The 23,429-nt window shown below is 50.2% G+C and carries 17 protein-coding genes; 12 read left to right on the top strand and 5 right to left on the bottom strand.

Translation table 11 applies throughout. The features are described 5' to 3' along the window. Window positions 1-45 precede the first annotated feature (45 nt). The 4 genes from DN748_RS04285 to DN748_RS04265 form a co-directional block, all read right to left on the bottom strand. The gene (locus DN748_RS04285; RefSeq protein ID WP_112370542.1) at window positions 46-534 is read right to left on the bottom strand and encodes a nitrous oxide reductase accessory protein NosL; all 489 of its coding nucleotides are present in this window, start codon (window positions 532-534) and stop codon (window positions 46-48) included. Between the two features lie 88 nt (window positions 535-622). Next, a complete protein-coding gene (locus DN748_RS04280; RefSeq protein WP_112370541.1) occupies window positions 623-1,255 on the bottom strand; it encodes a hypothetical protein in 633 nt (210 codons plus the stop codon). 204 nt (window positions 1,256-1,459) lie between these two features. After that, the gene (gene nosZ / locus DN748_RS04270) at window positions 1,460-3,421 is read right to left on the bottom strand and encodes a Sec-dependent nitrous-oxide reductase (RefSeq protein WP_112370539.1); all 1,962 of its coding nucleotides are present in this window, start codon (window positions 3,419-3,421) and stop codon (window positions 1,460-1,462) included. 34 nt (window positions 3,422-3,455) lie between these two features. Next, complete coding sequence (locus DN748_RS04265; protein WP_112370538.1) at window positions 3,456-3,959, bottom strand: c-type cytochrome; 504 nt, start codon at window positions 3,957-3,959, stop codon at window positions 3,456-3,458. A 235-nt stretch (window positions 3,960-4,194) separates the two neighbouring features. On the opposite strand from DN748_RS04265, the gene DN748_RS04260 reads away from it, so the two are divergent. From DN748_RS04260 to DN748_RS04225, 8 genes are all read left to right on the top strand, one after another. After that, complete coding sequence (locus DN748_RS04260) at window positions 4,195-4,836, top strand: thioredoxin family protein (protein WP_112370537.1); 642 nt, start codon at window positions 4,195-4,197, stop codon at window positions 4,834-4,836. Further along, entirely contained in the window at window positions 4,833-6,959 is a 2,127-nt protein-coding gene (locus tag DN748_RS04255) for a ribonucleoside triphosphate reductase (protein WP_112370536.1), read from the top strand. The genes DN748_RS04260 and DN748_RS04255 overlap by 4 nt, the downstream gene beginning before the upstream one ends. 631 nt (window positions 6,960-7,590) lie before the next feature. Continuing rightward, complete coding sequence (gene nrdD / locus DN748_RS04245; RefSeq protein WP_112370534.1) at window positions 7,591-7,743, top strand: anaerobic ribonucleoside-triphosphate reductase; 153 nt, start codon at window positions 7,591-7,593, stop codon at window positions 7,741-7,743. Next, complete coding sequence (locus tag DN748_RS04240; protein ID WP_236636786.1) at window positions 7,703-8,413, top strand: anaerobic ribonucleoside-triphosphate reductase activating protein; 711 nt, start codon at window positions 7,703-7,705, stop codon at window positions 8,411-8,413. The genes nrdD and DN748_RS04240 overlap by 41 nt, the downstream gene beginning before the upstream one ends. Window positions 8,414-8,608: 195 nt before the next feature. After that, entirely contained in the window at window positions 8,609-10,843 is a 2,235-nt protein-coding gene (locus tag DN748_RS04235) for a nitric-oxide reductase large subunit (protein WP_201741421.1), read from the top strand. A gap of 21 nt (window positions 10,844-10,864) precedes the next feature. Beyond that, window positions 10,865-11,587 carry an iron-sulfur cluster repair di-iron protein gene (ric, locus tag DN748_RS04230; RefSeq protein ID WP_201741420.1) on the top strand — a complete coding sequence of 241 codons (723 nt, stop codon included), beginning with the start codon at window positions 10,865-10,867 and terminating at the stop codon, window positions 11,585-11,587. A gap of 2 nt (window positions 11,588-11,589) precedes the next feature. Continuing rightward, window positions 11,590-11,745: a hypothetical protein gene (locus tag DN748_RS19040; protein ID WP_161554464.1), complete on the top strand. Its 156-nt coding sequence runs from the start codon at window positions 11,590-11,592 to the stop codon at window positions 11,743-11,745. Window positions 11,746-11,880: 135 nt separating this feature from the next. Then, entirely contained in the window at window positions 11,881-13,164 is a 1,284-nt protein-coding gene (locus DN748_RS04225; protein WP_112370532.1) for a chloride channel protein, read from the top strand. Between the two features lie 19 nt (window positions 13,165-13,183). Here the strand turns inward: DN748_RS04225 and DN748_RS04220 are convergent, their stop codons facing one another. After that, window positions 13,184-14,116: a ketopantoate reductase family protein gene (locus DN748_RS04220; RefSeq protein WP_112370531.1), complete on the bottom strand. Its 933-nt coding sequence runs from the start codon at window positions 14,114-14,116 to the stop codon at window positions 13,184-13,186. Window positions 14,117-14,503: 387 nt separating this feature from the next. Here DN748_RS04220 and DN748_RS04215 point away from each other — a divergent pair, with 387 nt between their 5' ends. From DN748_RS04215 to DN748_RS04200, 4 genes are all read left to right on the top strand, one after another. Then, window positions 14,504-15,424, top strand: coding sequence for an AraC family transcriptional regulator (locus DN748_RS04215; RefSeq protein WP_112370530.1), 921 nt, complete (start codon window positions 14,504-14,506; stop codon window positions 15,422-15,424). Window positions 15,425-15,629: 205 nt separating this feature from the next. Beyond that, entirely contained in the window at window positions 15,630-18,443 is a 2,814-nt protein-coding gene (locus DN748_RS04210) for a glycoside hydrolase family 2 protein (protein WP_112370529.1), read from the top strand. Window positions 18,444-18,547: 104 nt separating this feature from the next. Beyond that, window positions 18,548-19,978, top strand: a complete 1,431-nt coding sequence (locus DN748_RS04205) for a sugar porter family MFS transporter (RefSeq protein WP_236636785.1) — start codon at window positions 18,548-18,550, stop codon at window positions 19,976-19,978. Next, complete coding sequence (locus DN748_RS04200; protein WP_112370528.1) at window positions 19,965-23,297, top strand: DUF5107 domain-containing protein; 3,333 nt, start codon at window positions 19,965-19,967, stop codon at window positions 23,295-23,297. The genes DN748_RS04205 and DN748_RS04200 overlap by 14 nt, the downstream gene beginning before the upstream one ends. Window positions 23,298-23,429: the final 132 nt, after the last annotated feature.

Raw genomic sequence — 23,429 nt, 5'->3', positions numbered from 1 at the left:
AAAATCCATCGGTTCATCGGATGGTCAGGTTACCGGGTTATTATGCTATGGAGAGGTTTCACGGTGGTGGTGCCTGTTCTGTTCCCTGAAATGTTCGAGCAGCTGTTCCCAGTCATAGTGTGTGCCCGGGTGAGCGGCCTGTGCTTTTTTGGCAGCCTCTTCCGAATTGAACCCGGAAAGGTTGGCTCCCATGGGGCTCGGTATTTCCGTGCTTATCAGGTAGGCGGCTTTGGTAGCGTCGATAAGTTTGCCGGGATTTTCGTAATCATTTATCAGCCAGATCGATACCGGCAGGGAGGTATTTTCCTGTTGGTAACCGAGCATACATTCGATAGCGTCGAATTTATATACACGGCCCTTATCACTTACGATCTGGGCGGCATGCTGCCGGTCTACAATCGTCATCTTGCAGTACTGGCAGTTATCGGTCCCGTAATCGATAGGAGCCGGTTTTACCTCGCAGGAAGTTGAAAAACAGGCAGTAATGCACAGGACAGCGAAGGGCCTGATAATATTGATGATTTCTGATAACATGAATACAGGTATGAGTGGTTTGATGATTATTCGTATATCCGCGGCAAAACCGGACTATTGGCCTGATATAAACCTGCGGGTTTCAAATTCATAATGGTCTGGTTAAACAGGTTTTGTTTTTCAGGCTTCGTCTTCCGGTAAAAAAGGCAAGCAGCGTTAATAGCAGGCCTCCGAACATCAGGAAGGCACCTGTATGGGGCCAGGAATCCACATCGAAATTCAGCATTTTCCGGTGTCCTAAAAGAGGGGGCTTATAGGTCATGGGAGTACCGTCGGGGAATGTCATTTTCATAATGGCATGAGGGTCCAGGTCGGTCCCGTAATCAGCCAGCCACAGGTTGAAATCATACATCCCCAGGACCCCCAGCACTGCCATGAGGACAAACCAGCCTGCAAACCACCCGTAACCCACTTTCTTAAAGAACCCCAGCAGTCCTATCACAATACCTGATACCGCCATGATACCGATCACCAGCGGGAAAACCGTGAACTCCCACATCTCTTCGGGTTTCGGAATGGTTTTCATACCTATATAGTGATTGATGCCATCGATATTCTGAATATCGAATTCATTGACACCCTCAATGCCGTTTATGTAAATATTCATCCCGAGGGGCTCCGGGTATTGGGGCGCCCCCAGCATGATGTTCCACAAGGGGAAGAGAAACAGCCCCAGGAGGAGTACCGAGCCGGCGATCATTAATAGTCCAGCTTTTTTCATGGTTTGTCTTTTTTGAAATTCTTGGGTTTACGTACTGAGTCAGCGGTAACATGCACCGTACCCGTACCGGGATTGCTGACGGTAAAGCATGCCTGTTCCGTTTTCCGCGATCTGTCTCCGGGAACAAGGCGGGGAGAAAACCCCGTATATCCCCGCCTTTTCCGGAAACAATATGAATTATTCATTCACCTGTTGCCGGCAAGCTTATTCCCCGAGAGACCATTGTAACCGGATATCGGAATCCTTCGGAGAAACCCGAATATACCCTTGCATTTCCTGGTGCAGTGCAGAACAGAAATCGGTACAGTAGAAGGGCCAAACCCCTACCTGTTTTGGTTCCCAGACCAGGGTCCTGGTCTGTCCCGGCATGATGAGCAATTCGGCATTATTGGCCCCGATGACGGCAAAGCCGTGAGGCACGTCGAAATCCTGTTCGTGGTTGGTAATATGGAAATACACCTTGTCGCCTACCTTGATCCCTTCTATATTGTCGGGGGTAAAATGACTTCGTATCATGGACATATAGACATGCACTTCATTGCCCTGCCGCTCTACCCGGCTATCTTCGCTGCTGAGGATGGCAAATTCGTGTTTGTTGTCTTCCAGTTTGTATATTTTCTTCGACCTGGGAGCCAGGATCTCTGCAGGGATACCGGCGGCATAATGCGGCTCTCCGTGTGTGGGAAAGTCCAGCAGCAGCTGCATCTTGTCTCCTGAGATATCGAACAACTGGGCCGAATGTTCCAGTTCCGGACCGGTGGGCAGGTACCGGTCTTTGGTGATCTTATTCATCGCAACGGCATATTTGCCAAAAGGCGCTGCGGAGTTCCCGCCGGGGATCATGACATGGCCTACGGAATAGTAGTTGGGCTGCCGGTCTATGACCTCCCGGGTCTCTACATTCCATTTAACCAGTTCCGAAGAAATAAAGAAGGTAGTGTAGGCATTTCCCTTTCCGTCAAATTCGGTGTGCAGGGGCCCGAGTCCGCCGCTTTTTACCTGGCCGGCCAGGACGTCCTCGAAATTTAATATGGGAATTCCGTATGCCTCCCCGTCAAATTTTTCCGCTTCGATGGCTGCGATCATCTTGTCAAAGGAATGAATGGTAAGGTCTGCCGAGAGTTTTCCGTTCCCTATGATATACTGCCCTGTCGGGTCTACGTCACAACCGTGGGGTGATTTCGGGGTGGGAAGAAAGAAAACGGCACCGGGTACTTCGGTAGGGTCTATGGTCAGCACTTCTTTTTTTACAGTAGTGGTGGCACTGTGGGTGCTGTCGTCATATTCGTTATGTGCATAGCTGGCAGGCATTTTTGTTCCCCCTCCCTCATTGACATAGGCTTCGATCTTTTTCCAGTTGATGGCGGCAATAAAATCCTTGTCATTCTGGGAAGCATTGACTTCCAGAAGGGTATTGGCCTCTTCGGTATTATAGGTGGTAAAGAAAAACCAGCCGTGAGACTTACCGCGCCCGGGATGCGACAGGTCGTAGTCGAAGCCCGGCATCATGATCTGGAATTTCAGGTCCATCTTTCCCGTTTCCGGTGCTACGGAGATAAACGACAGGGCTCCCTTGAAATTTCCCTTGTATTCGCTGATGGAAATGTCCTGCTGGGGTACGGGTACCGAAAACCGGGTACCGGCCACTACGTATTCGGTATTTTCGGTTATAAAGGAAGAACTGTGGTTCCCGGCGCTGTTGGGGATCTCAATGATCTCTTCGGTTTCGAAAGTACTGAGGTCGATCCTCGCGATACGCGGGGTGTTGTTGCCGTTCACAAAGATCCACCGTCCGTCCAGCTTTCCGTTGGTCTGTGAAATATCGGGATGGTGCAGGTCGTCCCAGGGTATAAACCCGTGGGAAGTATTCAGCATGGCCTTTGTTTCTTCGGAATACCCGTATCCGTTGGTGGGAAACTGGGAGAACACGGGGATTTCCTTAAACATCCGGCCCGAAGGCAAGCCATAGACCGTGAGGTTTCCGCTGTACCCGCCCGAAAAGAAGGCATAGAATTCGTCGTGCTCTCCCGGGGCGACGTATACTTTTTCTGCGGCAGAAGAGGCCAGGGCTCCACGGTTGCCGGAAGACTTATTATTGTTACAACCGGCGGATATTCCGGATACTACAGCGAGTGTAACCAATAAATTGCTGATCGTTAGTTTCATATTATTTGTGTTTACATTGTTTTAGGGGTAGGGGTTAAAGCGTCCTGAAATACTCCAGGATCTTTCTGGCTTCTTCTTCGGTAAGTCCCTGGTTGGCCATCGGTGAGCCGTTATAGTCTATCAGTAACTGCTTTGCAATGGGGTCTTCCTTGACCATGACCTCCGGGTTCAGGATCATGTTCATGACCCACTCCGGGGAGCGGCGGTCCAGGATTTCCTTGGGGGCCGGACCTATAAATTTTTTATCCGGTTTATGGCAGGCTGTACATTTGGTTTTGAACAGTTCCTGCCCTGCCGTAACCATGGCCTGGTCTATGCCGGTGTCGAGGGTCAGGTTTTTAACCGGGCCGACCCCCTTGTTTTCCAGGTCGGTCATGGCGTCGGCGGATGGGGTTGCAGCGACGTTATGCTCCGTATTGGCTTTCTTCTCGGAAGGAACCCTTTCATAGGTGAATTTTTCTTTTTTTTCCGGGGCTCCGCCGCAGGCAGCGAGTTGTATTCCCAGGAGAATGAAAACGGTTGTTCTGATAACATTCATGATCTTTGTTTTTCTGTAATAATTTGATACCGCAAAAGTAGATGGTGCGTTTTGGCCGGATTATGACATGTGTCATGTTTTGGGCAGATTAAGGAGGTTATTTTTGTCTCTGATGTAAGGGGGAAGAGAATGAAAAATGAGGAAGGAAAAATGAAAAAATGAAGAACGGAAACTTTTTTAATTTAAAATTCAGAATTCAAAATTTTTAAAGAAGCCTTAATTTAAATTTGTTTATATGAAAAGAACCGTTATAAAAAAAAGTCTTCAGAAAGCCCTCTCCTATGAGGCATACCGGGAAATGACAGACCGGCTGGTAGCCGAAGGAAAGACCACCGGTACGGAACAGACGGAAGAGCTCGTGCACTATACCAGGCTAAACTCGAGCAGGATGCGTCGTATGGATAAGAAAGCAGAGGTTTCCGCACAGGATATAGAGGCGATTTCGGAAAAAATAACGGGAAAACAGACCTGGCTGGTGATCGCCGAGAGCTGGTGCGGGGATGCGGCACAGGCGTTGCCGGTATTTAACAGGATATGCAGTAATATACCAGGAATAGAGCTGAAGATCGTACTCCGGGACGAGAACCCCGGACTGATGGAGCTTTTCCTTACCGGAGGTACGCGCTCCATTCCCAGGCTTATCGTACTTGATGAATCGCTGGAGGTACTGTATACCTGGGGACCGCGTTCCGGGGCTGCGACAGCAATGGTAAACGATTACAGGGCGCTGCACGGAAAACCGGATGCAGCCTTCAAGGAATCCCTGCAACGGTGGTATGTCAGCGACCGGGGAGCTTCGATCGTGGACGACCTGTTACAGTGGGCAGGTGCAAAAGCGGAAAATGACAGACAGATGGTTTCAAACGGGAAATCATGAGAAGGAGGGTCATCAAAAGGAACGGAGACTACGCCCCGTTTGAGGCACATAAGATCGGTACGGCACTGGAGAAGGCGTTTAACAGTGTGGGACAGGAAACGGACCCGGAGGTTTACGAAAGGCTTATGATACGTATGGACGGGAACGTTCTCCTGGCCGTGGAAGACATTCAGGATATCATAGAAAAGATACTGTACGAAGCCGGGTATTTTGAGGTGATGCGCTCCTTCATGCTTTACCGGCATACGCGAAAGATGCAGCGGGAACATGTGGGCGGACTAAATGACGATACCACCTATGTAGACAGTTCGCAGACTGTGGCGGAATATACCGATCGGGAAGACTGGCGTATTAATGCCAATGCCAATACCTCGTATTCCAATGCCGGGCTGGTGAACAATGTGGCCGGGAAGATCATTGCCAACTACTGGCTGGACCAGGTATATTCCAGGGAAGAGGGGTATGCGCACAGGAACGGAGACCTCCATATCCACGATCTCGACTGCCTTACCGGCTATTGTGCGGGGTGGAGCCTCAGGGTCCTGCTGAACGAAGGGTTTAACGGGGTTCGCGGAAGAGTGGAGAGCCGGCCTCCGAACCACTTCAGGGAAGCCCTGGGGCAGATGGCCAATTTTCTGGGGATCTTACAGAGCGAATGGGCCGGGGCACAGGCATTCAGTTCTTTTGACACCTACCTGGCTCCTTATGTCTTTAAGGATAAACTGGGGTATGAAGAGGTGTATAAGGCCGTTCGCAGTTTTGTCTATAACCTGAACGTTCCGGCCCGCTGGGGGCAGTCGCCCTTTACCAATATTACCCTGGACTGGGTGGTGCCGGAAGACCTGAGAACACAGGTGCCCACAAGGGGAGACCGGCCGCTTTTTGAAGGGGTCCGTGATGCCGGGCTCCTGCGGAAAGCCGCGGAGCGGGGAGTGTCCGGGCTGACTTCCCTGCAATACGGCCATTTCCAGGAAGAGATGCAGCTGATCAACAGGGCCTATTACCAGGTGATGACCGAAGGAGATGCCGGCGGGCAGCCGTTTACCTTTCCCATTCCCACCGTCAATATTACTGAAGATTTTGACTGGTACGGGGAAAATACCGACCTGCTGTTTGAAAATACGGCGAGGATGGGCTCTTCCTATTTCCAGAATTTTATCGGCAGCCAGTACCTGGTAGACGAAGAAGGGCACCGGGTACCCAACCCGGATGCCTATCAGCCCAATGCCGTACGCAGTATGTGCTGCAGGTTGCAGCTCGACCTGAGGGAATTGCTGAAAAGGGGCAACGGACTGTTCGGGAGTGCCGAAATGACGGGAAGTATCGGTGTGGTGACCATCAATATGGCCCGTTTGGGTTATGTGTATGCCGGCAGGCAGAAACAGTTGTACAGGGCCCTGGACCGGTTGCTGGAGATTGCCGGGAATACCCTGGAGAAAAAGAGGGCTTTTATACAGGAAATGTACGACCGCGGGCTGTATCCCTACACCAGGCGGTACCTGCCGCATTTCCGCAATCACTTTTCGACCATAGGGGTAAACGGGATGAACGAAATGGTACGGAATTTTAGCGGGGACCGGTACGATCTCACTACCGGTTACGGGCATGAAATGGCAATGGGAATACTCGATCACATACGGAACCGTCTGAAGGAATTTCAGGAAAATACCGGGAACCTGTATAACCTGGAAGCCACTCCTGCAGAAGGTACGACCTACAGGTTTGCCAGGGAAGACCGGAAGCGATACCCGGAGATCATCCAGGCCGGAACGGTAGAAAACCCCTACTATACCAATAGTTCCCAGCTTCCGGTGGATTATACCGACGATCCTTTTGAGGCCCTTCTCATGCAGGACGAACTACAGTGTAAATACACCGGGGGTACGGTACTGCACCTGTATATGAGCGAAAGAATAAGCTCCGCGGAGTCCTGCAGGCAGTTTGTCAAGACCGTGCTTAGCCGGTTCAGGCTGCCCTATATCACGGTGACCCCGGTGTTCAGTGTTTGCCCGGTGCACGGTTACTTGCAGGGAGAACATGAATTCTGCCCAAAATGCGATGACATACTGCTCCGGAAAAAACGGGAAGAAGCGGAGGCATTGAAGCAGAAAAGTACATACTGAAATGATAGAAAATTGTCATCCGGACCGAAGTGTCTGCCCCGGCTTTAGGTTGCTGAGCCTGTCGAAGCAGGTTGGGGGAAGGATCACTACCCGGGCACAAAGGAGTTTCAACAGCATAAAGGAAGCCCCGGAGATTTAATTGCGTTGAGCCCTTCGGGGTTCTCCTGCGTCGGAATGACAATGCCTGTCATTCAGAGACCTAACGTTTGGGCAACCGCATCAATGAAGATAACGTTTTAGTCTTCATTTATCAAATGTGATAAACCTACACATAACTCCTCCCTTCAGACGAAGGGAGGTGGCTCATCTTTGATGAGACGGAGGGTTTTGAAAGCCCGGATCATAAGGATAATACCAAACGTTTGGGTATATACACCAAAGTTCAGGCCTGTCAAAACTCCCCGGCCAGCATAGCTGCCCACCCCTCTTCGTCTGAAGAGGGGAGTCTTTGAGATGGAGTAACTTAGGATAGATACGTCATGGGTAGCGAAGCGAAGAATCCCAATCCACGAGCAAAGGAACTTCAAGAGCATAAAGGAAGCAAAAGACCAATAGTAACAATTAATTATTAATCAGAAAAAAGGCAACCGTATTCAGGCATGCCCAAACTAAGAACTAAAAAACTAAAACAATGAAAACAACAGCACAGGAATTGCCGGAGGCATCCCGGACCCGGTGCCTGGTGTATACCCGCGTCATGGGATACCACAGGCCCGTAGAAAGCTTTAATACCGGAAAAAAGGGTGAACACAGGCAGCGCAGGCATTTCAGGGAAAAGCAGTAGGAACATTTACGGAATAACCCCGTTTACCCTGCTGGACTATCCCGGGCATCCGTCCTGTATCCTGTGGTTTGCCGGGTGCAATATGCGGTGTGTGTATTGTTATAACCCGGAAATTGTACTCGGAAAAGGACAGTATACCTACACTGCGGCCCTGGAGTTCCTGGAAAGCAGGCAGGGCTTGTTGCAGGGTGTGGTGATGAGTGGGGGAGAATGCCTGCTGCATCCCGGGGTTCCGGATTTTGCCGGCCGGATAAAGGATATGGGGTTCCTGGTCAAGGCAGATACCAATGGCAGCAGGCCGGTGATACTGGACAAAATGCTCCGGAAAGGACTGGTGGATTATGTGGCCCTGGATTTTAAGGCCCTTCCCGAAAGGGAAGTTGCCGTTACCGGGCGCAGGTATTTCAAAGCGTTCGAACACTGTCTCGACCTGCTGATGGCCGGCCCTGTTCCGTTTGAGGTACGGACCACCGTTCACGGTGATCTCCTGAAGTATGACGACCTGTTTGCCATGAGTGCCTTTCTCAAAGATAAAGGTTACGGAGGAGTGTATTACCTCCAGAAATTCAGGTCGGGTGTACCGACACTCGGGGATATGGAAAGCGATGGTACGGATATTCCCGAAAAACTGGCGGAAACCTCCCGTGTGCCGGTTCAGATAAGAACATAAGACTCTTTTTTTTCCTGATAACGGGCAGTTGTAAAATGGTTTACGGCTGCCCGTTATCCGTTTGAAACGGGCCGTATATGGCAATATGATCTCCCTCATAAAACAGGAAGCAGGGGTATGGCATCTTTGCAGCGTAAAGTTCAGCCTTCTCTACGGAGGGAAAAAATAATTGTCAATTCCAATTTATAAGAAATAATGAGCAGAGAACGAAAACTGTGGATAGCATTTGCCCTGGTTATGCTATTGTCTTTCGGAGTATTGATCTATTACGGCAGTGAAATATACCAGCAGTCTCCTCCTGTGCCCGATACGGTCAGGACAGCGGATGGCACGGTCGTATTTACCGGGCAGGACATCATGGACGGCCAGAATATCTGGCAAAGTATGGGAGGCCAGGAAGTGGGGTCGGTCTGGGGTCACGGCGCGTATGTGGCTCCCGACTGGACTGCCGACTGGTTGCACAGGGAGGCACTGTTTATACTCGACATTTTTGCAGAGGAAGAGTACGGTACGGGCTACAAGGCCCTGTCGCCTGAAGAACAGGCGGTATTAAAAGTGCGGCTTCAGAGAGAATTGCGGACCAATACCTATGAGGAGGAATCGGGGACCATTACGATTTCGGATACCAGGTTAAAGGCTGTTGATTACCTTTGTGGCTATTACGAAGGGCTGTTTACCGATGATCCCGGTTTCGGGAAGCTGCGCCACGATTACGCCATTCCGGAAAACAGTATACGGGATAAAGCCCGTATGCGTAAAATGAATGCCTTTTTCTTCTGGGCTACCTGGGCCACGGTAACCGAAAGGCCGGGAAGCACGGTATCCTATACCCATAACTGGCCGGCCGACGAACTGGTGGGGAACGGCCCGACACGTGACCTGCTGGCCTGGTCGGGGGTCAGCATTATCCTGCTTATCCTTTGTATCGGTATCATGGTATTTTATCATGTCAGATCGGGGGAAGAGGAAAACGTGCCCGCACCGGAAACGGACCCCCTGCTCAGACAGGGCATCACACCTTCCATGCTGCTGGTCAAAAAATATTTCTGGATCGTAAGCCTGCTTATGATACTCCAGATGCTGCTGGGTATCGTAACGGCCCATTACGGGGTTGAAGGTGGCGGCTTGTATGGCCTTCCCCTGGACACTATCCTGCCTTATGCCGTATCGCGGACATGGCATACCCAGCTCGCCATTTTCTGGATCGCAACAGCCTGGCTGGCCACCGGCCTTTACATAGCGCCGGCGGTTTCCGGAAAAGATCCGAAGTATCAGGCTCTGGGGGTCAATTTTCTCTTTGTGGCCCTGCTGGTCATTGTTCTGGGCTCCATGGCGGGGCAGTGGCTGGGGGTCATGCAGAAAATGGACCTGGTGAGTAACTTCTGGTTCGGTCATCAGGGATATGAATACGTTGACCTGGGAAGGTTCTGGCAGATCTTCCTGCTGATCGGGCTTTTCCTGTGGCTGGCCCTTATGGTTCGTCCGCTGGTACCGCTGCTCAGGGCGAAAACGCCGGAAAGAAACCTGATTATCATGTTCCTGATCTCCTGTACGGCCATTGCCACCTTTTATGCGGCGGGCCTGATGTGGGGCCGGCAGACCAACCTCGCCATAGCCGAATACTGGAGATGGTGGGTGGTTCACCTCTGGGTGGAAGGATTTTTCGAGGTATTTGCCACGGTGGTCATCGCATTTTTATTTGTCCGGCTGGGACTTCTGAAAACCAGGACGGCTACGCTCAATGTGCTGCTGGCTACCATTGTTTTTATGTCGGGAGGGGTTATCGGGACTTTCCATCATCTTTATTTTTCCGGTACGCCCACCGCGGTAATGGCCCTGGGGGCCACTTTCAGTGCCCTGGAGGTGGTGCCCCTTACCCTGATCGGGTATGAGGCTTACCACAATTACAAACTGTCCAGGGCAGCCGGATGGCTGAAAGATTATAAATGGCCTATCTATTTTATGCTGGCCGTGGCCTTCTGGAATTTTCTCGGTGCGGGAATATTCGGGTTTATTATCAACCCACCCATTGCGCTTTATTATATACAGGGGCTTAATACTACCCCTTTGCACGGTCATACTGCCTTGTTCGGAGTCTATGGCATGCTGGGTATAGGATTGATGCTGTTTGTGTTGAGAAGCCTGTACAGGAACGTGACCTGGAATGAAAAACTCCTGAAACTCGCTTTCTGGTCGCTTAATACCGGACTGCTGGGGATGGCCCTGCTCAGTTTGCTGCCCATAGGGGTGTGGCAGGCACTGGAAAGTATAGAACACGGTATGTGGTTTGCCCGCTCTTCGGAGCTTATGCAGCATCCCGGCATGATCGCACTCAAATGGCTGCGCGCTGTCGGGGACACCATTTTCGGTGTGGGGATCATTGCTGTTGGAGTGTTTGTATACCAATTGACATTACAAAAACGGAAATAAATTATAAAAATACCTGTAGACATGGAAACATTGATCAATAAACAGATCGGCGAATTTGTTGCTGAAGATTTCAGAACGGCAGCGGTCTTTTCAAAGTACGGCATTGACTTTTGCTGTAAGGGACACCGTACCATAGGTGAGGTTTGTGCCAAAAAAGGGGTGGATCAGCAGGCTCTGCTCGACGACCTGGGCACCGTACGGGATACCGTTGCGGAACAGGTTGTTGACTATAAGTCATGGCCCCTGGACCTGCTTGCGGATTATATAGAGAAAAAACATCACCGGTATGTGGAAGAAACCGTTCCCGTACTGCTGCAGTACCTGGACAAACTCAGAAAGGTACACGGGCAGCGGCACCCCGAGTTGTTGCAGGTGTACGGATTGTTTACCGAAACAGCCGGGGCCCTCAGCCAGCACATGAAAAAGGAAGAACTGGTACTGTTTCCCTTTATCCGGAAAATGGTAAAGGCAAAACAGGCGGGAAGTGTGCCGGAGCGGGCGCATTTCGGGAGTGTGGAAAATCCCATTGACACCATGAAACACGAACATGACGAGGAAGGGACCCGTTTCCGGGAAATCGCCCGTATCACCGACCGGTATACCCCCCCGGAAGATGCGTGCAAAACCTACAGGGTGGCCTATGCCACACTCGAAGCATTCGAAAAGGACCTGCACCTGCACATTCACCTGGAAAACAATATTCTTTTTCCCGGGGCCGTAAAGCTCCAGGAAACATTATCGTAGCCATGTGGTATGTCAGACTTTTGATATTCTTTCATATGGTAGGGGCATGTATCTGGGTCGGGGGACACCTGGTCCTGCTGGTCTGCCATATTGCAGCCGTAACCCTGTTGTCCCTGGCCTTTGTATTTATGGGGGTTTCCTTCCGGATGGGATGGTAATTGCTTTCGTTTTCGGGACGGATCGGGATATATGGGTCCGGAGGGAATAAAAATCAGGTCTGCCTGCACTTTATTGGTTGTGTTATTCTAATTTTGTACCGGAATTTTTGTCGGAAAAACGCATATTTCGGTGCCATGAAGAAAAAGACGATCAGGAAGAGTTACTACGGGTTGATTACCGGGGCAATCACGGTAGGTATCCTGGCTACCCTGCTGGGGTATTCGCTCAAAAAGATCACGGAGTTTTTTGAAGAACATTTTCTCGGGCTGGTTTATACATGGCCGTGGTGGTCTGTCGTATTGCCTTCCGTGGGAATAACGCTGATATACTTTACCCGAAAGTATCTTTTTAAGGGCAAGAAAAACAAGGGGATCGCCGAGATATTTCACACCCTCGACCACAGAAGGGACGAACTGCCCTTTTACAAGGTGCCCTCACATTATATCAATGGTTTTCTGACCGTCGTCTTCGGGGGATCTACCGGTATAGAGGTCTCTACCGTAGTAGCTACGGCTGCCCTGGGGGCCTCTGCGCGCAGAAAGGAAAGCGTGGCCAACAGCTATAAGGCAGAACTCATATGTGCCGGGGTGGCTGCCGGGATCACGGTATTGTTCGGAAGTCCGCTTGCGGGCCTGTTATTTGCCATAGAGGTAATCTCCAGGAAAGCGAACAGGACAATGCTCCTGAGTTGCGGGACGGCCGTAGTACCGGCCTGGGGATTTGTATATTTTTTTGATAGCGGAAGGCTTTTTGATTTCAGTGTTTCCCTGTGGAAGACCGAAGCCATTCCTTTTATGATCTTGTTGAGTATACTGGCCGGAATTGCAGCGGTTTATTTTACCCGGAGCGTCATTTTTATAAAGGAGAGGTTTTCTGTTATAAAAAGTGATTTTATACGCGTAAACCTGGGGGCCATACTGGTCGGGGCGGGTATATTCATCTTTCCGGCTTTATACGGAGACAGTTATCACGCCGTGTCGGAATGGATCGCGCATGACTATATGACATTCTCCCTGGGGCTTATGCTGACGCTTTTCTGTATCATTATACTGAAGCCACTGGCAGCTTCACTGACACTGGGAGCCGGGGGAGACGGAGGAGTGTTTGCACCCAGTATTGTTACAGGAGCATTGCTGGGTATTCTTGTGGCTGTGTGCTGCAACCATTATTTTCATACGGAACTCATCCCTCTTAATTTTGCTCTGATAGGGGCCGGCGCCATGCTGAGTGCTGCCATTCACGCTCCCTTAACGGCATTATTCCTGACCTGTACCCTGGCAGGGGGAGGGTTTAACCTCTTTATCCCGGTGCTGATAGGGGTGTTTACCGCCAGGTATGTGGCCGGTTATCTGTGCCGCTATACCGTATATACGTATAACCGAAAAAAGGACGGTATCTCATTCAGCCTGCGATCGTAACGAACAGGCTTCCCGTATTTTACAGGCTGGTTTCCCTGGCCTTTTTTTCCATGGGGAGCAGGCATTCGAAGATCATCTCGTTGACCGGTACCGGAATGCCCAGTTTTTTGGCTTCCCTTACGATATAGCCGTTAAAATTTTCCAGTTCCGACGGTTTTCCGGCCATAATATCCCGCTGTGTAGAGGCTGTGCTCTCAGGGGCCTGGTTGTTGATGATATCCATGACGTCGTCTACGTCTGAGGGATTCAGGTCAATGTTCCCGGCTCTGGCCACAGCCAGTATTTCCTCTGCAGTATCGCGCATCATCCGGTACAGGTATGCACTCTGGCGGATGGTCCCGATCGGCACCCTGGTAAGCCCTCCCAGGCCGCTGATGGTGGTAATGAACATGAATTTTCTCCAGATCTCGCGATGAATGTCCTCCGGGATACTGCTGTTGATCCCGGCCTGTCTGAAAACACGGTCTGTTTGCAGGGCACGTTCCGTTTTCCGGTTATCGGTTTCCCCGAAGGAAAGCCTCGGGTTAAACGCAGCATGGCGGATGATCCCGGGGGCCTCCACAAAACTGATCAGGTTACAGAACCCGGTCAGTATCTGCTGTTCCGGAATAAACTGTCTGAGTTTTTCCGAGTTGTCCACGCCGTTCTGCAGCGGCAATACCAGGGTCCCGGGTTTTAGAATGGTACGGAGTGCCCTGGCTGCTTCCGGGAGCTGCCAGCTTTTAACACCCAGGATAACCAGGTCTGGCTGGGGTACGGTGTTCAGGGTATCGGTACACAGGTCCGGCCGGGCCCGGAAATCGCCCAGAAAGCTTTTTACCAGCAGGCCGTTTTCCCGTATGGCTTCCAGGTGTTTTCCCCGGGCGATAAAAGTCACGTGATGTTCCGTTGCAGCGAGTCTGGCCCCGAAATACCCGCCGACACCACCTATACCGTAGATCAATATGTTCACGCGAATGAATTTAAATTAAGTTATCAGTTATTCCTATTATCAGGATTACAGGTTTCAAGTTGCAGGTTGCAACAACTCTTTAATCTGTAACCTCATGTCTTCCCGCTCCATACATTCGTTCCTTTTTATGACGCCCGCCTGCCACCGTCGGATAGGAGGGATCCCTTTAAAATCTTTTGCACCGTTATGAGGATTTCACAAGCATAGAAGAACTTATGGTTTAAAAATACGAAAATTAAGGAGTAGTAAAAAGAACTTGCTCCTTTTATATGCTTTTTTGCTGACCAGCTTTCCGTAATCCGGATTTTCGGAAAAATGCTCTCTGATCTTTGAAGAGCCGGAAAATGTTGTTACTTTACCTTCCGAATTCAGTCCAAAAAGGAGACCATGGAAAATGACCTTTCTAAAAGCCGGAGAATAAAAGAAGGATTTATAGGGCAAAAGATGTATGTGGTTCCCCGGAATATCCGGCAGGTCATCACAGGGAATCCGCTTATAAACTCCCTCTATTTTACCGATGTGGGATATTATCCGCATGCGACCCATCACTACAGGGAACGGAAGCGGGATTGTGAAGAGTATATACTTATTTATTGTATCGAGGGAGAGGGGGTGGTCCGGATGAAATCCGGTGAACACATCCTGGGGCCCGGAAGCTATTTTATCATTCCGAGAAATACGGCGCACAGTTACGGTTCCTCCACCGATAATTACTGGAGCATATACTGGGTACATTTTACCGGAGACAGGGCCCGGGTATTCTATGAGAGATATAAGCAAAATTCCGGAGAAACTGCGGTGAGTATACCGCTGGAAAAAAAGAGAATAGACTTGTTCAACACTATTTTTTCATTCCTGGAAAGCGGTTACAGCATTTCTAATGTGGAGTACCTGAATGTAGTACTGTGGGAACTCCTCGGGTCTTTTGTATATCATGAGCTGTACAGTACTGCCGGCCCGAATGAAGAGCTGAACAGGATGGACAGATCGATCCGGTATATGAAGGAAAACCTCGACAAGCCGCTCCGCATTGAGGAAATAGCGAACCATTTCAGTTTCTCGGTCTCTCATTATTTTACGGTTTTTAAAAAGAGGACGGGATATTCTCCCTTACAGTACTTCAACCAGATGAAAATACAGGCGGCATGCCAGTATCTCACTTTTACCCGGCTCAGTGTTAAGGAGATCAGCTTCAGGATCGGATTTGAAGACCCGTTGTATTTTTCCAGGATCTTTAAGAAAGTGATGGATCTGTCTCCGCTTCAGTACCGGAATACCTATTCCCAGGAGATGAGGAACAGGAAATAATTAAAGGGATTTTAAAAGGGTTTTTCATATCAGAGGGTGTTTTTTTGATAAATCCTGTTTTTTTAATAGGATTGTCCATGAATATTTGATTTTTGTCTATTCCGCGGGTAGCAGGGAATTTTGATCTTCGTAATATCGTATGATGCTTATACGGAAGCGTCATAAACCGGGTCAGAACCGATTTGTATTTTAACACCAATTTGATATGCGACCAGAATTTTTTATCTCCCTGTCCTTATTATTACTGTTTTTCACGGGCTGTACCGAAAACCGGATATCCGAACTGGACCTGGCAGGAACATGGCAATACAGGCCGGACCCTGAGGGCACCGGTGAAAGCGAAGGCTGGGCCACCGGGAATTACGAAGGAAAGCTACAGTTGCCCGGAACCCTGGAAGATAATGATATCGGGACGGTACTCGACCTCAAGCCCGAAATGAACAGGCATGTATTGACCGGGCTTCACCAGAAACATTCCTATATCGGTAAAGCCTGGTATCAGCGGGAGATAGAGATCCCCGAATATTGGGAAGGGCAGCATATCGAACTGAAACTGGAAAGGGTGCTCTGGGAGTCGACGGTGTGGATCGACGGTAAAAAAGTGGATTCCCGGAACAGCCTGATAGCTCCTCACCGGTACGACCTTTCGGATGATCTCAGCCCGGGAAAACACCGTATTGCCATAAGGATAGACAATGGAGACAAACTGCCCGGCATCAATGTGCACAGCGATACCTACCCGGAGAAGGAAATGCAGAGCCTGGCACATGCCTATACCAATCATACCCAGGTAAAATGGAACGGTATCCTGGGCGATATGGTGCTGAAGGCATCCGATCCCGTCCGGATAGAAAGCCTGCAGGTCTACCCCGACCCGGAGCAATCGGAGATCAGGATAAGGGGAAGGATATCGGGAGGCGAAAATTTTTCCGGAACCCTGGAGTACGGGCTGACGGACCCTTCGGGAAAAGAAGTGCCGGTAACAGGTAAAAAAGCTTTCGGTGAAGTGGCCGGCGGAGCTGCTTTTGATCTCACGATCCCGGTTGCAGACCCGGAACTGTGGAATGAATTTACCCCTCTGTTATATACTCTTGATGTTTCCCTGAACGATACCGGCCGGGTACTGGACAGGAAAGAGCAGAAATTCGGTTTTTCCCGGATTTCCCGTAAAGACGGTGTGCTGATGCTCAACGGGCAGCGGATATTTCTTCGGGGAAACCTGGAATGCGCCATTTTTCCCCTTACGGGGTATCCTCCGACGGGTGAGCAGGAATGGAAAGAACTTATTGCTACGGCTAAGAGTTACGGGCTTAATCATCTCAGGTTTCATTCCTATTGTCCGCCTTCGGCAGCCTTTAAAGCGGCTGATGAAGCCGGTTTTTACCTGCAGGTGGAGCTTCCGCTGTGGAGCCTGAAGGTGGGGGAAGATAAAGAAACCAATGATTTTCTGAAGGCCGAGGCCGATCGTTTGCTGGAAGAATACGGGAATCATCCGTCTTTCGTATTGATGTCGCTGGGCAATGAATTACAGGGTGATGCCAGGTGGATGACCGATTTTGTGGAGCATTTAAAACAAAAAGACAACAGGCATCTGTATACGGCCACTACCTTTTCGTTTCAGGAAGATTTCGGCGCAATGCCCCGTCCTCATGACGATTATCTTGTGACGCAGTGGACGGACGACGGCTGGGTGAGAGGACAGAAAATATTCAATGATGAAAGCCCCGCCTTCAACCGGGATTTTTCCGAAAACATCCGGAATGTCGGTGTTCCGGTCATTTCTCACGAGATCGGCCAGTACACGGTATTTCCCGACTTTTCCGAAATAGACCGGTATACAGGTAACCTGGAGCCCGTGAATTTTACGGCGATCAGAGAAGACATGGAGCGGAAAGGGCTGTTACCCCTGGCGGAAGACTATCTGCAGGCTACCGGAAAATTCGCAGCGATTTTGTATAAGGAGGAGATAGAACGCGCATTAAAGACCAGGGGGTTCGACGGTTTTCAGCTACTGCAGTTACAGGATTTTCCCGGTCAGGGTACCGCTATTGTGGGATTGCTGAATGCTTTCTGGGAGTCTAAGGGCGTCATCACCCCGGAAGAATTCCGCCGGTTCAATAGCGAACTTGTGCCCCTGGCCAGGTTTGAGAAAGCGGTTTACGGTAACGATGAAAAGTTTGTTGCAACGGTAGAGATCGCCAATTTTTATAAGGAATTACAGGATCAGGATATACAACTGACCTTGAAGGACGGAAAAAAGGTGGTGGCCCGACAGGATTTTAAAGCAGCACATCTGCCCGTAGATAATGTGATCGGTATAGGAGAGTTTTCCTGTGACCTTTCGCAGATCGGTGAAGCAAAACAGCTTGAGCTGGAAATATCCCTGGCGGGAACACCCTACAGGAACCACTGGAATATCTGGGTATATCCCAGGGAGCTGGACATGGAGACGGGAGCGACGGTTTTTACCGGCTCGTATGACGAAGCCGAAAAAGCACTGAAAGAGGGAAAAAATGTCCTGCTCAACCCTGACTTGCGTCATATTAAGGGGGTAGACGGGAAATTCCTGCCTGTGTTCTGGAGCCCTGTCCATTTTCCGAACCAGCCGGGTACTATGGGCGTACTGGTAGATCCCGATCATAAGGCTTTCGAGTATTTTCCAACCGGCTTTCATTCCGACTGGCAATGGTGGGACCCGAGTGTCAATGCCCGGTCTGTCCGGTTCGATTCCCTGCAGGTACGCCCCCTGGTAAGAATGATCGATAATTTTTATAAGAACAGGAATATGGCTACGGTCTTCGAATGCAGGGTAGGGAAAGGGAAGCTGATCTTCAGCAGTATCGACCTCAGGAACAAGCTGGAGCATCGTCCTGTAGCCCGGCAACTGAAATACAGCCTGCTAAAATATATGGCATCCGGCGGATTTGATCCGGATACGGAAATGGATTATGACCGGTTCAGGAAATTCATATTTTCAGACCGGGAACTGGAAACCCGGGAATACGATATTTATGAATAACCGATCCCCATTAAGGAGTATCGCAGTTGTGGCAGTTCGCTGTTCCGTTCTGCAGGTACGGGGGCGCGAAGGAAAGACTATTAAGTATAAATCATAAGGATTTTATGGAACAGATGTATAAAAGGAAAGGATATAACATGTTATATGTCTTTTCCCTGGCTGTTATTTCCGCCATGGGAGGGCTGCTGTTCGGGTACGACTGGGTAGTGATCGGGGGAGCCAAACCGTTTTACGAAATTTATTTCGACATCGACGCTGTTCCCTCACTTCAGGGATGGGCGATGAGCAGTGCCCTGACAGGTTGTATAGCCGGTGCCGTGGTTTCCGGGGTGCTGTCGGACAAGTATGGCCGGAAACCGCTGCTGATACTGGCCGCCATATTGTTTACGGTCTCGGCATACGGAACAGGATATACGGATAATTTTAACTACTTTATTATTTACAGGATCGTCGGGGGCATAGGTATAGGGCTTGCCTCTACCTTGTCGCCCATATATATCGCCGAGGTCTCTCCGGCTGAATTCAGGGGGCGTTTCGTATCGATCAATCAGCTGACCATTGTGATCGGTATCCTTGCAGCCCAGATCACGAACCTGATGATTGCCCGGCCTGTGGAAGATACACAGGTTCATACGGCCCTTCTGGACTCGTGGAACGTACAACACGGATGGCGCTGGATGTTCTGGGCAGAACTCGTCCCGTCGCTTTTATTTCTGGGACTGATGTTTCTCGTTCCGGAAAGTCCGCGCTTCCTGGCGAGACTGGACAAAGACCGGAAAGCGGAGGTCATACTTGGCAGGATCGGAGGACTTGAATACGCCCGGACAGAACTGGAACATATCAGGCGGGTACTTCGCAGCGATAGCCGGGGCAAAGTGCGCTACGGGGAACTCATGAGCTCCGGGGTGGCCCCCATCCTTATTATCGGGATCGTACTGGCCGTATTTCAACAGTGGTGCGGTATCAACATTATCTTTAATTATGCGCAGGAGGTCTTTTCGGCGGCGGGTTATGATATTAACGACATGTTCATGAACATCGTGATCACCGGAAGTGTAAATCTCATATTCACTTTTGTCGCCATGCGTACCGTGGATCACTGGGGGCGGAGAACGCTGATGCTTGTGGGATCGGGAGGGCTTGCCGTGATCTATATTCTTATCGGGAGTATGTATTACATGGAGTTTACAGGGTGGCCCGTACTCTTGCTGGTCATAGCCGGAATAGCAGTATATGCGATGTCCCTGGCACCGGTTACCTGGGTGGTACTGTCCGAAATATTTCCGAACAGGGTAAGAGGTGTGGCCATGTCGCTGGCTACCCTGAGCCTATGGGTAGCCTCTTTTGTGCTGACATATACTTTTCCATTGTTAAACAGTAAGCTGGGGGCACACGGTACTTTCTGGGTGTACAGCGTTATCTGCATTGCCGGTTTCCTTTATATCAGGAGGCGGCTCCCGGAAACCAAAAACAAAAGCCTTGAAGATATAGAACAACAATTTACACAAAACGAAAAAGAAAATGAAGACAGTTAAGGTATGGAAGGAAAAACGGGTCATTCCCACCTATGAGGTGGGAGAGCCGGAGAAATATCCTATTTTTCTGGAAAAACGGGTGTACCAGGGAAGCAGCGGAGCCGTATATCCCAATGCGGTGATCGAAAAGATTGCCGATGAAAAGACCGATAAGGAATGGGAGGTTATTTTCCTGGAGAATGATTTTCTGAAAATCATGATCCTGCCTGCCCTCGGAGGACGGATACAGATGGCTTACGACAAGCTGAAGGAACGTCATTTTGTCTATTACAACCATGTTATAAAGCCTGCCCTGGTAGGGCTTACGGGTCCGTGGATCTCGGGAGGGATAGAGTTTAACTGGCCCCAGCACCACCGTCCGAGTACCTATGATGCAGTGGATTTTTCTATCGAAGAGAATGAAGACGGAAGTAAAACCGTGTGGGTCAGTGAAGTGGAGCGCATGTTCCGCACCAAGGGCATGGCCGGGTTTACACTCTATCCGGACAAGGCCTACCTGGAGATCAGGGGACAGGTGTATAACCGCACGCCCCATCCGCAAACCTTTTTGTGGTGGGCCAACCCGGCAGTAGCTGTGAATGATGAGTACCAGTCGGTGTTTCCGCCCGATGTAAATGCTGTTTTTGATCATGGAAAAAGGGATGTTTCGGAGTTTCCCATCGCTACCGGTACCTATTACAAAGTGGATTATTCGGCAGGAGTGGATATTTCGAAATACAAGAACATCCCCGTGCCTACCTCGTATATGGCTATTACTTCTGATTACGACTTCGTGGGAGGATATGAAAATGATACCCGGGCAGGATTACTGCATGTGGCAGATCATCATGTATCTCCGGGTAAAAAACAGTGGACCTGGGGCAACGGGGATTTCGGGCATGCCTGGGACAGAAACCTAACGGATACCGACGGCCCTTATATAGAGCTTATGTGTGGGGTTTATACCGATAACCAGCCGGATTTTACCTGGTTACAGCCTTATGAAGAAAAAACGTTCCGGCAATATTTCATGCCCTATCAGACGGTAGGAATGGTGAAAAATGCGACCAGGGATGCCCTGGTAAACCTGGAGCTGCACGGGAAAAGAGTTATGCTGAAAGTGTATGTTACCGGGGCGTATCCCGCCAGCCGTATCACCCTCCGGAAAGCTTCCCGGGGTCTGTTCAGCGAGACCGTCGACCTTCAGCCCGGTCCCGGATATGAAGTTGAATTCGATATCGAACCGTCGGAACTGCACGAACTCACCGTAACGGTAGAGAACAATGCGGGAAAAAAACTGGTAAGCTGGACCCCGGAAAAACCCGGAAAAAGGGAAGTGCCCGAGCCGGCCAGGGCTGCGAAGGCACCTTCCGAGATAGCACATAATGAACAACTGTTCCTCAGGGGGCTGCACCTGGAACAGTATCGTCACGCTACCTATGACCCTACCAGTTATTACAAGGAAGCCCTGCGCAGGGATAAAGGGGATGTGCGTTGTAATAACGCGATGGGACTGTGGCTTCTGAGACGCGGAAAATCTGAAGAGGCGATAACATATTTTGAAAGGGCTATCGAAACCCTGACGGAGAGAAACCCCAATCCTTATGACGGGGAACCGTATTTTAACCTTGGGGTGGCCTGCAGGTTTACCGGCGATACGGACCGGGCATACGGAGCTTTTTATAAAGCTTGCTGGAACGATGCCTGGCAGCATGCCGGGTATTTTAACCTAGCCCAGATCGATGCTGCCCGGCAGGATTTTGAAAATGCCCTGGAACTGGTAGAAAAATCGCTTGTAAAGAATGCTCATAATCACAAGGCCAGGCATTTGAAGGTAATGCTGCTCCGAAAGCTCGGCAGGAGAGAGAAAGCTGCGGCTTTTATTGAGGAATCCCTCGGGATCGACCGGTTTAATTTCGGTGCGCTGTATGAAAAATACCTGCTTGAAAACAGTCTTGCCGTAAAAAAACAATTTGAGGAACTGATCAGGGACAATCCTCATAATTACATCGAATATTCCCTGGATTACGCCCAGGCGGGCTTTTATGAAGAGGCGGCCGGCCTGCTGTCACTGCATATTGGCGACAAGGAGCAGGTGTACCCTATGGTATGCTATTTCACAGGCTGGTACAAGGCACTGTCAGGCCGGGATACGGAGGCCCTGGAGTGGTATAAAAAAGCATCCCTGATGAGCCCGGACTATTGTTTCCCGAACAGGCCGGAAGAAGCTGTAGCCTTGCAGGCTGCCCTGGCTGCGAACCCGGAAGACAGCAGGGCCGGCTATTACCTGGGAAACTTCTGGTATGCCGGCAGGCAGTATGAGGACGCACTCGAATGCTGGGAGCGTTCCCGTGCACTGGATGGTGATTTTCCCCTGGTGCTCCGGAACCTCGCCCTGATCTGTTACAACAAGGCAGGCCGGCCGGAAGATGCCGTAACATACCTGGAAAGCGCTTTCGAACTGGATAAGAATGCCCGTGTCCTGATGGAACTGGACCAGTTGTACAAGAAGATAAACAGGCCCGTAGAAGAGAGGTTGCAGTTTCTCGAAACAAACCTGGAACTTGTGGATACGAGAGATGACCTCTATCTGGAGCGAATTTCCCTGTACAATATTACGGGTGCTCATGAGAAGGCCCTTGAACTTCTGGCCTCGCGAAAATTCCATCCCTGGGAAGGAGGAGAAGGTAAAATTACGGGGCAGTATGTTACTGCGCATGTGGAACGGGCCAAGATCCTTTTGTACCGACAGAAGGGCAGGGAAGCCCTGGAGCATTTGCAGGCCGCCAGGTCCTATCCCCATAATCTCGGGGAAGGCAAGTTACAGGGAGCACAGGAGAACGATATCCATTACTGGGAAGGTTGTGCCTACGAGGTTCTTGGAGATCGTGACAAGGCACGTAAGAGCTGGGAGAAAGCTACCCGTGGAAGCTCCGAACCCCTGCCGGCTTTCTACTATAACGACCAGCAGCCCGACATGATCTTTTACCAGGGAATAGCTTTCCTTAAACTCGGCAATTCCGGAGAAGCCGGACAGCGATTTCAAAAGCTTATCGAATACGGAGAACAGCATACCGGAGACCAGGTAAAGATCGATTATTTTGCGGTTTCACTTCCCGACCTGCTTATCTGGGAGGAAGATCTGAACGTGCGCAACCAGATCCACTGCCATTATCTTATAGGTCTTGGTAAACTGGGATTAGGGGAGTACAGCCGGGCCACGGAAGAATTTGTTCGGGTACTGGAAAAAGACAGGTACCACCTGGGCGGACTGCTCCATAAGAAACTGGTGGAAAACAACGGTCTGTTGGGGATACCGTCTGTGGCAATACCGGATTAGAAGGGTAGCAAGGAATCCCGGTAATAAGGATAAGTCAGGCCATTCAAAAAATACCGGCATAACTCCTGCTTCTGATTTATTCTCAGGGAAATAGGGAAGGCGTGCTTTTTACCTGCAGTAAAACTTCTGCTT

It is taken from the genome of Sinomicrobium soli (assembly GCF_003285545.1).
Classification (GTDB): domain Bacteria; phylum Bacteroidota; class Bacteroidia; order Flavobacteriales; family Flavobacteriaceae; genus Sinomicrobium.
This window is presented reverse-complemented; position numbering and strand designations above follow the sequence as displayed.